The 15,699-nt window shown below is 37.4% G+C and carries 4 protein-coding genes; all 4 read left to right on the forward strand.

Translation table 11 applies throughout. The features are described from left to right. Positions 1 to 8 precede the first annotated feature (8 nt). The 4 genes from ADA55_RS03465 to ADA55_RS03480 all read left to right on the forward strand — a co-directional run bounded on the left by ADA55_RS03465 (position 9) and on the right by ADA55_RS03480 (position 15,679). Positions 9 to 275, forward strand: a complete 267-nt coding sequence (locus ADA55_RS03465) for a phosphopantetheine-binding protein (protein ID WP_048679062.1) — start codon at positions 9 to 11, stop codon at positions 273 to 275. Between the two features lie 26 nt (positions 276 to 301). Continuing rightward, complete coding sequence (locus ADA55_RS03470; protein WP_048679064.1) at positions 302 to 5,020, forward strand: non-ribosomal peptide synthetase; 4,719 nt, start codon at positions 302 to 304, stop codon at positions 5,018 to 5,020. 79 nt (positions 5,021 to 5,099) lie between these two features. Continuing rightward, entirely contained in the window at positions 5,100 to 12,779 is a 7,680-nt protein-coding gene (locus ADA55_RS03475; RefSeq protein ID WP_048679067.1) for a non-ribosomal peptide synthetase, read from the forward strand. Continuing rightward, the gene (locus ADA55_RS03480) at positions 12,776 to 15,679 is read left to right on the forward strand and encodes a non-ribosomal peptide synthetase (RefSeq protein ID WP_048679070.1); all 2,904 of its coding nucleotides are present in this window, start codon (positions 12,776 to 12,778) and stop codon (positions 15,677 to 15,679) included. The genes ADA55_RS03475 and ADA55_RS03480 overlap by 4 nt, the downstream gene beginning before the upstream one ends. Positions 15,680 to 15,699: the final 20 nt, after the last annotated feature.

The raw sequence follows: 15,699 nt of genomic DNA on the forward strand, positions 1-15,699 counted from the left end.
GGAAATATATGGAGATAACAATTGCGGTGAAGGAAAGGTTAATTGAGGAAAAACTTATTGGATTTTGGAAAGAAATTTTAGAACAAGAGACAATAGATACAGATTCCAACTTCTTTGACTTAGGGGGGAATTCCCTTTTAGCGATGCAATTTATTCAAATGGTGAAGAATAACCTGGGAGTGAGATTACCAATCAAGGTGATGTTCGAACAATCCACCATCAAGGAACTATCAGTACTCATCAAACAATTGGACGATATGCATAAGTTAAGTTGAATGGAAAAGAATTGAGGTGTTTTTCTATGAACAGGATGATCAGTGAAACGGAAGATAGGCTATTAAACTTGATTTCAATTGTTATTGAACCTTTTAAACTATCACTAGTAGAGGACATGAATGAATCACTAAGCACAAATGAAAAAAAAGATGAGTTTTTGTCTTCGATAAAACAGGAGTTTGGTATTCAATTAACACCGGAAATCATTTCAAGTCAATGGAATATAGAAAAACTGGCAAGTTTTCTGGACATGCTCCTCGACATGAGGGAAGACGAGGTAAATAAGCCTTATAAACGTGGGAAAAGTGAAGGAATGCTTTCTCATAATCAAGATAGAATGTATCTGTTCGACAGCCTGGATGAAAGGAAAATGCTCTATAATATGCCATTTAAATTCATTTTAAATGGCGTTGTGGACATTGATGACCTGCAACAGGCATTAGATTTCATGATTGAACGCCATGAAACTTTGCGAACTAATTTCAAAGGAGAAGAACATCAAATCCTTCAATTCTTATCAAAAAAAAGCCGAAACATGATTGCCTATGAAGACTGCCGGGGATTAGATCCCGAAGTCAGCGATATAATGGTCACCTCCCATCTTACTGAAGAAATGGAAAGATGCTTCGACCTGGAAAATGATCATTTATTTAATATGAAACTATTTCGAGTTGATGAAGAAAAACATTATTTGGTATGCAATTTTCACCATATCATTTTTGATGGAGTATCGTTTGTCACCTTTTTCGAAGAGTTATTGGAGATTTATGAAGGAATTCAAACAGGCAGGGTTGGGGATATTCCCCCTCTGGACATGCAATATTTAGATTATGCTGTCTGGCATAAGGAGTGGGTCAAGGAAAGTACGTCAAGCCAAAGGAGGTTTTGGGAAAGTTATTTAGATCAAGAGGAAGAAGCATTAGAACTTCCATTTGACTTTCAACGTCCAAAATCACCTTCTTACTCAGGCGAAAGACTGGAAATGGCCATAACGAATGAACTTCGTGCATGGATTGACAGGGTTTTAAAGGAGAATGGTACGACTTTATATGCTTTTATGATGACTGCCTATCAAGTGTTTTTAAGTCGGTATACCGGGAAGGATCAAATCATTGTCGGGAGTACCGTGGCAAACCGTGGCCAAGAAGAATTTGCCCGGACAGTTGGATGCTTTGTCAATACGCTGCCATTGAAGCTGACCGTTGATCCATCAGAATCATTTCATGAAATATTGAACCGGAATCGTAAAGTGATTTTGGATGTATTGGAACATCAGGCTTTTCCATTTGAAAAAATCGTTGAAATCATTAATCCAGACAGGGATCTCAGTCATTCCCCACTGTTCCAAACAGCTTTGGCAATGGAAGAAAGCTTTGAGGGGAACTTTAGCAACGCATTCTTCACTCTTGAACAAGACAAATTCGAAATTCCCTATTCAAATTATGACCTGACTATAAAGGTGAAGGGTTCACATGACTTAATCCTGGAATTCGAGTATTCCGATGAACTTTTCAGACGGGAAACAATTGAAAGACTCATGCTGAGTTTCGAAAAATGGTTATTCCAAATTTGCAGAAATGCGGATATACCTATCTGTCATTTGGAGTATTTAGATGACAATCAAATGAATCATTTGTTATTTGAGTGGCAAGGTGAGGTTTCGGATGCACATCAAAATGAGACGATCACCTCCATATTCAAAAGAATCGTCAAGAAGCATTCAAACAAATTAGCCGTTGCTGATAATGGTCAGGCCATTACTTATTTGGAATTAGATCAAAGGTCGAATGTGATAGCGAAATTGGTTAGAAAACATACCGAAAACGGTTCTAATAAGGTAGGCCTGCATGTAAACAGGTCGATTGATATGGTAATCGGCATGTTGGGAGTCATTAAAGCCGGGTGTGCATACGTTCCGCTGGATCCTATGCTGCCGGCTGAAAGATTGGACTATATCGTCAATGATTCGAAAATGGATGTATGCATTACGAATCAAGTTGAGGCTCCTGCCATTAAAAAAATAGCTAAGGTGATTGATCTTGAATCCGTACATTACATGGCTACCGAGTGCTGTAACGAATCTATTGCACCTTCCGATCTGGCTTACATAATCTATACTTCGGGGACGACAGGAAAACCTAAAGGTGTCATGTTATCCCATAGAGGCGTAGTGAATTTAATAATAAGTCAAAACAAGTACTTACAACTTGATGAGACCTCAAAGGTATTACAATTTGCGACTTTTAATTTTGACGCTTCTATATATGAGATTTTTGGAAGCTTATTAAATGGTGCAGAGCTGCATATCGGGAATAATAAGGAGGAAATGTTTGATTTACTCGCATTGGAAAATCAAATCAAAAGTGAAAAGTTAACGCATCTAGTATTGCCGCCCGCAGTATTACAAGAGCTCAATATAGAGGGATCCCATGTGAAATTCGTCGGTTCAGCCGGGTCTGAATGTCCAATAACCTTGCTGGATCGCTATCAAAATATAAATTTTTATAATGCCTACGGTCCAACGGAATATTCAGTATGGACCACGATTGAAATGTTTAAAGCGTATGAAAACAATGAGACTACCAATAATAAAGTTTCGATAGGCAAACCCATCCTGAATACTGACGTCTATTTATTAAATCCTGAGCAAAGACTCGTACCAATCGGTGCTGCAGGGGAAATATATATTGGTGGTGAAGGATTAGCTGTTGGATATGTGAATAATGATGCTTTAACAAAAGAAAAGTTCATTCAACATCCTTTTAAACCTGGAAAGCGTTTGTATCGCAGCGGTGACCTTGCAAAATTCACGAGCGATGGTGAGTTGATTTTTCTGGGGCGTAAAGATAATCAAGTGAAAATCAGAGGTTTCCGTGTCGAAGTGGATGAGATTTCGGTCAACCTCAATGCTTATCCGCAAGTAAGTGACTCATTCATTAAGGTTCAGGATCAGCCCAACTTAAATAAACAAATAATCGCTTATTTCACATCCAAGCAACAAGTAGATTACGATCACTTAAAAGCATTTTTAAAAGAGAGATTACCAAGTTACATGATTCCTTCATTCTTTATGCAAGTGGACAAATTTCCGTTAAATGCAAATGGGAAAATTGATTCAGCACTTCTTCCGGTACCCGTAACCAGAAGCAATACAATGGAAGAACCTGAGACGTTCAATGAGAAAGTGCTTCTTCAAATATTCAAAAGTGTCTTAGGATTGGATGACATAAGTATCCGAGATAACTTTTTTGAACTTGGCGGCGATTCCATTCAGAGCATTCAAATATGTTCACTAGCAAGGCAGGAAAGTATAATCATCAGTCCAAAATCAATTTTTGAAAATCAAACGGTAGCAGAGCTGGCAGCGATAGCGAAAACTGAAAATAAGGTCATGATTCAACCTATAGCCACTAGAGGGAATGTGGAACTGACCCCCATCCAAGAATGGTTCTTTGCGGAGCACACTGCTTTCATCAATCATTGGAACCAGTCCATTGTTTTTAGTAAAGATTCCTGTGCTCAAATGGAGGATATTGAAAAAATCCTATCACATATCGTGGAACATCATGATGGATTGTTAACCCTATTTGAAAAACGTGACAATAAATATATCGGGAATATAGACTCCGAACACAAAACATGGGAGTTAGTCTATAAGGATATACATCATTTGGATGAGGAAACGCGAATATGGGTGAGAGATGAATGGGAAAGTAAGGCTCAAGGTTCATTGGACATAAGTAATGGACCGATCATGAAAATACTTGTTTTAAAAGAACAACCGAACAAGTATCGCTTCTTTTGGGTAATCCATCATTTATTGATTGATGCCGTTTCCTGGAGGATTTTACTTGAGGATTTCAATACTCTCCATGATCAGGCATTAAACAATCAAACAGGAAGGCTTGCTCATAAAACGTCATCATTCAAAGACTGGTCAAACTTCTTGAAGAAATACAATGAATCGTTGATGGACCCTGAAACACTCCGTTATTGGGAACAAAAAACAAAAAGTGAAATAACGGATTTTAAGATAGCGGAAGACTTTATAGCTAAAGAAGAAAGAACGATGGAGAAATCATTCAGTGAGGAAGAAACTGAATTCTTGATCCAGCAATTATCAAAGCAATCAAAAGCGACTGTGGAGGAAGTATTGTTGTCATTAATCGCAAAGGGTTTGAAACAATCTTTCGAAGTGAAGAACTTCTGGTTGGAAGTAGAAGGGCATGGCAGGGAAATGGTGGATGAAACAATCGATGTTACTAGGACCGTTGGCTGGTTTACTGCGATGTATCCAATATTGCTGCATTCAGATGGGACGTTTGACGATACTTTAAAAAACACGAAGAATGCTATAAGGGAAATCCCAAATAAAGGTTTTGATTATGGCGTCATCAAGTATTTACGACCTGGGGTCATTCAGGAGCCGGATATCTACGTTACTTTTAATTACTTAGGAAGATTGGATTCTCAATTTGAATCATCCAATAGCAGGGACTTTGGTGAGTTTGAAAATAAACCAAAACTGCATTTCCTGTCATTTATCCAGGATGGAAAACTAATCATAAAAATAATTTCAAAATTAGCCGAAGAAAAGATGAATCTAATAATGGAAGCTATTGGTGATGTTGTCATGGAAATCATGGGAACTGAATTTGACCAAGGTTCTTTAATAGAAAGTGATTTCCCGGATGCGATGCTCACTGAGGAAGATTTGTTTCATATATTGAATTCTTACAAATAAAGTGATTACTGGTTTAATAGAATGATTGTGGTCTGCGGGTATGGATGACACGAAGATAATGGAATCGGGAGGCGCAAAATTGGAGAAATCTATTCAGAATATCTACTCATTAACTCCGCTTCAAGAAGGAATCCTTTATGAACTGGAAATGAACAATACAGCAGAGAACCTTTACATTTCTCAAATGCGAATCAGGATAACGGGCGCTCTTGAAGTGAATGCATTGTTCGAGGCGTGGAGTCAGGTTGTAGAACGACATGAGGCATTAAGAATGAAGGTCATCTCTAAAAATATTGAAAATAATGTTCAGGTTGTCTTCAATACAATGGATTATCAACCGGAAATGATCGATCTGACAGAGTTGAGTGAACATGAACAATTAAATGAAATTCAAAGAGTGACTTCCGAATCCCAGGAGATGGATGTGAATAACTCCAATTTGATGAAACTCCAGGTAGTGAAAATTGAAGAAAATCAGTTTATCTTGATTTGGACTCATCACCATATAATTTTGGATGGCTGGAGTACCAGCATAGTCATCGATGAACTCTTTGTTATTTACAGCCGAATTGTAGGAAAAGACTCCAAAGGACTTATTGAAAAGCCCAAGCAATATGGAGATTTTATCCGGTATATGAATAAAACAGATGCGGAAGATTTAAATCGTTTTTGGAAAGAGCTTGCAAAGGATATTGAGCAGCCGACGATCACATTTCCCGTCATGAAACATGTGAAGGAAAACCACCAGGACAATGATCTCTTCTGGGAGCTGGATAAAACACAAAGTAAGCTTTTAAGAGAGTTTGCCGCTAAAAACCATGTAACGCTTAATGTATTGCTGCAGTTAATTTGGTCAATCGTCCTAAAGGAAATGTCCAATCAAAATCGAATCGTCTTTGGAATCGTTAGCTCTGGCAGGTCGAACAACTTATTCAAATCGGAAGAAATCGTTGGGATGCTCATTAATACGATTCCTATGATAGCTGATATAAACGATACAGATAGCGTTACCGATTTACTGAAACGATTCCAGGAAACATTGAACAATATGCTGGATTACTCCCAAATTTCTTTAGTGGATATCAAAAAGCATACGAAATTAAAGAAGGAAGATCCGATTTTCCAAACTTTATTTGTTTATGAAAATTATCCGGAAGCGAAAGATGAAGGCTTTAGCATTAACTGGGAGGTCGAAGGCGGAAAAGAGTCACATAGCTTTCCATTATCGTTACAAGCCCAGGATAATAAAGAAACGATAACATGCAAATTGTATTTTAATACGTGCTTCTTACAGCGTTCGCTAGTATATGATATCCAATCAGCCTTCATGCAGGTTGCCCATCAAATTACTGAAGCTCAGCAAATTGATGAAATATATGTGGATATTGATTTTTCAAAACTAAAAAATAATGTGAGTAAAGACGATCAAGCAGCTGATGGCCATTCGGTCACATCCACATCGGTTAATCAAGAACTTAAAGAAATATGGCAAGAGTTTTTCTTGAACAGCGATATTAATGGTGATTTCTTTCAATTGGGCGGGCATTCGATAACAGCCATGAAAATGGTGTCTAAAATAAATAAAAGACTTGATGCGAATATGAAATTAGCTGATTTGTTTGAAAATCCTACATTGAAAATGCTAAATCATAAGATCTTTCCGGAAATGAGTACACCTCCGGGAAATGAAACGCAGGTCGTTTCATCTTTCGTGGAAAAGACATTTTTGGAAGTCTTATCAACAAGTCAAATCGATAAAGATGCCGATTTTTTTGAAATGGGCGGACACTCGATTTTAGCTATGAAATTATTGACGAAATTAAACAAAGAATATAATCAAATTCTAACTTTGAAAGATATTTTTCAAAATTCAACAATCGATTCGTTGACGGACTTCATCATTAATGAAATTTCAGATCATGACATGGAGCACATAGAAGCGCAACAAGAAAATCATGTTTTATCCAGTAACCAAGAGGCCTTATGGTTCAACGAAAAACTCAACGGTAAGACAGCCAATTATAATATCCCTCAGAAATATAAAATGATTGGAGCAGTGGATACTTCAATGCTGGAAAAAGCCTTAAATCATGTCGTTACTAGACATGAGATTTTGAGGACCACCGTCCGTGAAAACGCTGGTAAAGGCTATCAGGAAATCAGGGAAGATTTATACATTAAAATAGATGAAATCGATCTCTCTGCGTTAAAGCCCGAACAGCAAAAGACTCGTATGCTGCAAATTGAAGACGATGTCCAATCGGAAATCTTTGAAATTGAAAAAGGTCCTCTCCTGACAGTGAAACTTGTTAAATTGAGTGAAAAGGATTTTGTTTTATTTGTGAATCCCCACCATTTCGTTTTTGACGGATGGTCAGTGAGTATATTTTTAGATGAATGGTTATCGTTTTATGACAGTGAAGTGAATGAAAACGAACTTATCCTTGGAAAAGACTTTAAACAATATAAGGATTTTGCATTAGAGCATAAAAACTGGTTGGAAAATAACATGAAAGAAGAATCGCTATTTTGGGAAACAAACTTAGCTGGGGAATTACCTAAATTGGAGCTTCCTTTAGATAAGATACGTTCAAAAGAAAATCGCAACGATGGCAGTAGTTTTATAGTGGAACTAACGAGGGAAGAGCTCCAGGGTTTAAAGCGGATGTCCCTGGAAAAAAACTCGACATTATTCATGACACTGCTAACGATGTACCAGTCTTTCCTAGCAAAATATACAGGTCAGAACGATATCATCGTTGGAAGTCCTTTGGCGAATAGAATGATTGAAGGGACAGAAAAATCGATAGGTTATTTTGTCAATACACTGCCCTTTAGATTAAAGCTGGGACATGAGGAAACATTTGAAGAGATACTTCAAAGAAATACAGGCCATATCATCGATATCTATGATCATCAGCAAATGACATTGGAGAAAATCGTTGAAGTCATTAACCCTGAAAGAAATTTAGCAAGCACTTCTTTATTTCAAACCGTCTTCATTTTACAAAATAATGCCAAAGCTGCATTGGAAAGTGAATACATAAAGATAACGCCTGAAGTAATAAAATCAAAGGCAGCAAAATTCGATTTGAGTTTAGCTGCAGAAGAATATGAAGATAAGCTATTATTCGCCTTCGAGTATAATTCAGGGATCTTCAATGAACAAACCATTCAATCATTAGCTGAAAATTTCCTGGAGTGGATCAGGAAGATTACTTATCAGCCTGAACAATCCATTGACAAGGTATCCGTCGTGAGTAAGAAGCAGGAGAAATTATTATTGGAAGAATGGCAGGGAGAAACGATTCGCTTTGAGGGGATCAATGACACAATCCCACAAGCCTTCCATAAAATTGTCGAGCGATTTCCTGATAAGGTAGCCATTGTTGATGGTTCCAAAACCATTACATATCGCGAATTGAATGATAAGAGCAATCTGCTTTCACACTATTTACTAAGCAAAGGGATTGCTAAAGAAGAAAGAATCGGAATTTATGTGAATCGATCAATTGATATGGTGACAGGGATGTTGGCAGTAATTAAAGCAGGTGCTGCGTATGTTCCATTGGATCCTCATTATCCTAATGAACGATTAAGCTACATGGTTGAAGATTCGTCCATTTCCTATTGCTTGAGTCACAAAGAACTCGGAAAGAATGATTTGATTGACCCATCCAAAATAATATATTTTGAAGATATTGAAAATGAATCGGATTTGTTAATGACAGAGAATCTTCACATTGCGGATCAACGAGACTTAGCATATGTCATTTATACCTCTGGAACGACAGGCAGGCCAAAAGGAGTCATGTTGGAACATAGAGGAATCATTAACTTGGTTCATAACCAAAATAAAATGATGTGTTTAGATACAACAGCTAAAGTGCTGCAATTCGCTACGTTTAATTTTGATTCATCCGTCATAGAGATTTTCAGCACACTATTGTTCGGTGCCGAGCTGCATATAAGCGTAGATAAAGAAAATCAATTTGACATGAGTAAACTTGTTGAACAAATTAAGCGTGAAGGAATTTCTCATATTATTTTACCGCCTGCTGTGTTGAAGGAACTGCCAATCAATGATTTGAGCACGCTTAAAGTGTTGGGATCTGCAGGCTCTGAATGTCCAGTTGAGCTCGTTTCGAAGTTTAAGCATATATCGTTTTTCAATGGCTACGGGCCTACTGAATATTCGGTGTGTACAAGTTTTAAAATGTTTCCCCCGAATGAGGATGCTACAGATGAATTCGTTGTTTCAATTGGGAAGCCACTGACTAACACTGTTGCATTTGTGCTGGATGAAAACCGGAAACTAGTGCCGGCAGGAGCGGTTGGTGAACTTTATGTCGGAGGAATTGGGTTAGCGAGGGGATATCTGAATAATGAGAGCCTGACAAATGAAAGATTCATATCCAATCCATTCAACCCTGCTGAAAAAGTATACAGAACCGGGGATTTAGTTAAGCATAATAAAGCTGGGGAATTAGTTTATATAGGCAGAGCGGACGACCAAGTGAAAATAAGAGGATACCGAGTTGAACTATCGGAGGTTAATGTTTCATTACGAAAACTAGCAGAAATCAAAGATAGTTATGTAACGGCAATGGAAGATGGATTTGAGAATAAGAGGCTAATTGCTTATTATACGGTGAATGATGAGGTTTCGGTGGATTCAATCAGAAGAAGACTGAAAGAAACACTGCCTGCTTTCATGATTCCTGCTCATTTTATGCAACTGGATAAATTCCCTTTGACGCCGAATGGAAAAGTTGATCGGAAATCCCTGCCGAAATGGACGGAACAGTTGGATGAGAGGAAGAAAAAAGTGCCGGATGTGCAAGAGCTGTCCAAAACTGAAACAGAGCTTCTGACAATATGGAGAGATGTATTAAACGATCCTACTATAGGACCGGAAGATAACTTCTTTGAATGTGGCGGTGATTCAATCATCAGCATTCAAATATGCTCGGCTGCAAAAGAAAAAGATCTATTTATAACGCCTAAAGATTTATTTGAATACCAAACGGTCCGTGAGCTAGGGAATGTTGTAAATGATCTGAAACAAAAACAAGTGGTCCAAGAAAAAATATCAGGTTATGTACCGTTGACGCCTATTCAATCTTGGTTTTTTAATGAAAATCATGACAATATCCATCATTGGAATCAGTCAGTCGTTTTGATGAAGGATCATGCATTGGCGACCGAACAATATAAACAAATCATCATGAAATTAATTGATCACCACGACATATTAAGGACATTATTTGAAAAACATGGTGATTCATATATTGGCAATATTTCAAATGCTGATACGGCATGCGGTTTTCATGAGTATCAAGTTTCCAGTTTTACAGATGAAAAAACTCTGAAAGTAATTAAGGAGCTGGAAGAAAACGCCCAACAAAGTTTAAACATACACAATGGCCCCATGATGAAGTTCCTTCTATTCAGGGATCAAAAGGACATAAGGATTTTTTGGGTGATTCATCACCTTGTGGTTGATGGTGTTTCGTGGAGGATACTTCTTGATCATTTCGAAAGATGCTATCAACAGATAAAGAATGGACAAGAACCATCACTGCCTTTAAAAACGACTTCTTATAAACAATGGTCCGAGAAACTGAACGAGTATCAGAACACTGGCCTACCGGAAGATGCCGTTCAATATTGGGAAAAGGAAATGAATATTCCAGTTTCTCCGCTGACGCATAGCTTAGGAGAAACATGTGATTTTGAAAACATGTACAAAATACAAGTGGATGAGGACCCAACACAAAACCTCATTAAAAACACTTTAAGAAAACATAAAACGACGATTGATGAGGTTCTATTATCCGTTATTGCCCATGTAGTTTCCAATATAATGGGAATTGATGAATTTTGGCTCGATTTAGAAGGTCATGGCAGAGAGGATATTGAAGATGATATTGATCTATCAAGGACAGTAGGGTGGTTCACCTCCATTTATCCAGTAAGGATTAAAGGAATGCCGTCTTTGGGCTCAACCTTGAGAAATACAAAAAACAGATTAAGAAGTGTGCCAAACAAAGGGTTTGACTTTGGAATCCTAAGGTATATTTTCGCTCGGAATCATAACTATCCAGACAGCCTTGTGAGTTACAACTATCTAGGTCAATTTAATAACACTGGTGATATGGAACAAACCAATAGCAGCAATATCGATTTGGACTATACATTTCCATATAAGCTCAATTTTGTCGCCAGCATCGTAAACAATAGACTCATGCTGAATATAATTGGCGATAGCAACAATGAAAACTACCAAATGATATGTAAAGAAGTTGAAGTACACTTAAATAAAATTTTAAGTGGAAGCGCAGATTTGAATGACTCCATTGTGGAAACGGATTTTCAAGCTCAGAAGATAGTCGATGGAAGTACGATCACCCATTTCATTAAAAAGTTTAATAACATTGAAGAGATTTACCCCGTGACATCACTTCAAGAAGGGATGTTATTCCATAGTGAAGTAACTCAAAGTCCTGAATATATTTCACAGCTGTCCATTGATTTAATAGGTGATCTGGACTTGGACGAATTGGAAGAAGCCTGGAATGAAACCTGTAGAAAATACGACGTTCTTAGATCCGTTTTCAGGCGCAATCAATTGGGGGACCGTTACCAAATCATACTTAATGACATTTATTATGTGTTTAATCATGTGGATCTAACGATGTTTAGTGAAGACGAATCGGCATCCAAGATAGAAAATCTTTTAGAGCATAGTAAAAACAGACAAATGGATTTAGAGAATGGTCCGCTCATGAACATCACCTTGATCCAGCTATCGGATCATCGCTATAAGTTCATATGGACACATCATCATGCTTTAATGGATGGCTGGAGCCTGCAAATCGTCATTAATCATTTTTTGGATAATTATCGAAACCCATCCAATTTGGTAAAAGACAGTGATGAACATAAGATTGCCTATAAACAAGTCATGAATCATGTCAGGAATATGAATAAACAGGATGAAGCAGCTTTTTGGAATGAAGAATTGAGGGATTTCGAACAAGTAAAAGCACTAGTAGGTAAGAAAACGGATAAGGAAGCTTTTACATCGGATAAAGTCATTGAATATAGCCTGCCTGAAGAGCTTACCGAAAGATTAATAGAATTATCCAAGCGGCATAGAAAGACAATCAATACCGTTGTTCAAGGGATTTGGAACATCGTTCTATCGTGCCTCAGTGAGAGCGACTCAGTTTGCTATGGGGTGACAAGCTCAGGAAGGAACCTCAGCATTCCGCATATTGAAACAGCTGTAGGCTTATTGATCAATACTCTGCCATTCTCGTTGAAAATCGATTGGGAAGATGATTTGCAATCCTATCTTACTGCGATTCAAAACAAGCAATTACAAATGAGAGAGTATGAGTTCAGTTCACTTACGGATATAAAGCGATACGCTGAAATTCCATGGGATAAGGAATTGTTCCAACATATATTTGTATTCGAAAATTATCCGAGCACAGAACTGGCAGAGGATTCGCGAATCATGATCGAAAATTCAGTCGGAAGTGAATCGACCAATTTTGATCTTACATTCTCTGCAGCTGTAGTGCAATCCAAGTTGCATTATAAAATCATTTATAAAGACAGTAAATTCTCCGAAAATGAAATTTTACGTTTTATGGATTCCATGCAGGAAATATTCTTAAAACTAACAGAAAATGAAACGCTTCCATCTATTGGAAAATTAATAAATCACTTGAAAGTTGGGGCCCGATGATAAGTAAATCCATGACGACGAATAAATTGATGTCAATAACTGAAGCTTTTAAAAAAATCGTGGAAGATAATCAATCAAAAGCGGCACTTTGCGAAAATGCACGTCAAATTACTTATAAAGAATTAGACATGCTTTCAGATAATCTTGCCAAAAGGATCATTGATCTGGGGATTCAAGAAGAAACAATGATCGGTATTCCAAGCAAAAGGTCCATTGAACTGATCATAGGGATGCTTGCCATAATAAAGTCAGGCTGTTGCTATGTTCCAATCGACGAAAATTACCCATTAAAAAGATTGGAATATATGCTTGCAGATACGGATATGAAGTTCTTCTTATCGTTTAATGGTAAAGGAGGGAAGCTCAGAGAATTGGATATTGAACCAATTCCATTTGAGATGAATGAACTAAGCAGGGATGGGCATATTCCCGTGAACCGTTCCTCGGAGAATGGTCTCGCATATGTCATCTATACATCAGGAACGACCGGAAATCCAAAAGGTGTAATGATAGAGCATAAAAGTGTAGTCAATTTAGTATTGAACTCTGAAATACTTGAAATAAACGAAAATAATAGAGTGGCTCAATTTTCCAACCCATGTTTTGACGCCGCAACCTTTGAGATATGGGGAGCTTTATTGAATGGAGCGACTTTATTCTTGATGCCGAATGAGTTCACTTCTTTTGATGATTGGAAAGAAGCGATATCCATTGGAAAGGTGGATGTAGCTTTTTTTACGACAGGTCTTTTCAATGCAATGGTAGATGAGGATCCTATGATTTTTGAAGGATTAAAGAAAATTGTGGTTGGCGGAGATAAAATCTCGGTTTCCCATGTGAGAAGATTGAAGCAAACAATCGGTCACTTCTCCTTGATTAATGGGTATGGACCAACTGAATGCACAACTTTTGCCATTTGTCATGAGGTCGAAGACAAAGATGCAGATGTTATTCCCATTGGAAAACCATTGAGCAATGTAGAAATCAAGATTTTATCTGAAGGACTAGTCGAGGTAGCAGATGGGGAAATAGGCGAAATCTACATTGGCGGTCAAGGGGTCATGAGAGGCTATTTAAATCAGCCGCAATTAACGGAACAAGCTTTGATCATGGATGATTTGAATCAGATGAAGTGGTATAAAACAGGTGATCATGGCATCCGGTTACAAAATGGTGAGATCCTGTATAAAGGTCGAAAAGACAGTCAAGTGAAAATTCGCGGTTTTAGAATTGAACTGAATGAAATTCAAGACAAGCTTGATCAATACATGAAGGTTGAAAGTTCAGTAGTTGCTGTTAAAAACATCAATGATGAAAATTATGTGATCGCTTATTACAAACATGAAGATGAAAAAGCGGAAAACGCTGAAAAGGATATTAAAGATTATCTGAACAATGAATTGCCGAAATATATGATTCCCCACTTTTTTGTCAGAGTGGATGATTTCCCGCTAAATGCCAACGGCAAAGTCGATAAAGAGAAATTATTGGAAATGGAGATCGTGCAAAATAAAACTTCCTTAGCCAATCAGGAAACTGGAAAGAAAAAAGAAGTTTTGGAGATTTGGAGAAATGTATTGGGAAATCAAAGTCTAGGATTGGACGACAACTTCTTTGAACATGGAGGCCATTCCATTTTAGCTACCAAACTGGTCTATGTAATGAAGGAAACTGTACTTCCTGACGCCACTTTACAAATCTTATTGGAAAATAATACAGTGAATAAATTTGTTGAGGCACTTGAAGTCGATTATTCTTGCAGCATGGAAGCAATGATGGAGAAGGATTCCATGCTCAATCGAGAATTAATGGAGAAAATAAGGGAAATATCCGCTAAACCAGTTCAAATTGAAAAAAATATGATGATTACAGGTGGAACAGGTTTTTTGGGAGCACATCTATTAAACAAATTATTACTGGAATTGGAAGATGTCAAAATCTATTGTTTGGTTAGATTTCCTTCAAGAAATAGATTGAAAGATACTTTAATGAAATATGGTCTTTGGCAGGATGAATTCGTAAGTCGAATCGTTGTAATTGAAGGGGATCTTAGTAAACATCAATTCGGTCTGGATGATGTGACATATGAGAAATTAAGCAATGATGTTTCTCATGTGTATCATGTCGGTGCTGAAACGAATTTCTTCGAGCCGTATAGCAAATCAAAAATATCGAATGTGGATGGTGTAGTGGAAGTCATTAATTTTGCTTCATCATGCAATCGGAAAAACATTTATTATGCATCAACGCTTTCTGTCTTGACCGGAGAAAGGAAATGGGACGAGGAAGACGAATTGGTTTATTCCCCCGATTTAATGATCGGATACAGTCAGTCCAAATGGGTTGCCGAGAAATTGCTTCTTCAAGCAAGGGAACTCGGACTGACAATCGATATTTTCCGATTAGGCAGGATTTCATCTAATTCAAATGGGGTTTGGAACGAGAAGGATATGTTGTACAAGGTTTTTGAATCATTTATTGAACAAAGGATATTGCCATTTAAAGAGGAAATTCATTTTGAATTGATGCCAGTCGATTTTGTAAGTGAGTTTATTTACAAAATATCAAGATTGAAAGAGAATCAGAAGCTCGGAATCTATCATATGTTCAATGATCAGAGAGTTTCAAGTGAATTCGTGACCTCGTTCTTCGAAAAGAATGAAATACCTTACTCCAATATGGATTTGGAAGAGTGGTTACAATCTTTAAAAGAAAAGACACAATCTAACGAGATTCATTCATTAAGTGCTTTGTCCCAGTTAATAGATGAATCAACAAAATTAAAAGAGTCGGAAATCCTGCAATCAAAAACCAAGAAGGAAATGGAACTGCTATCAATGAAAATGCCGGAAATCGATTCAAGGTATGTTGAAAGCTTTATGAAGTACATGTTGAAATAATGGATCATAAGAGAAGGGGG

Origin of the sequence: Bacillus sp. 220_BSPC (genome assembly GCF_001054655.1) — a bacterium.
Lineage (GTDB): Bacteria > Bacillota > Bacilli > Bacillales > DSM-1321 > Peribacillus > Peribacillus frigoritolerans.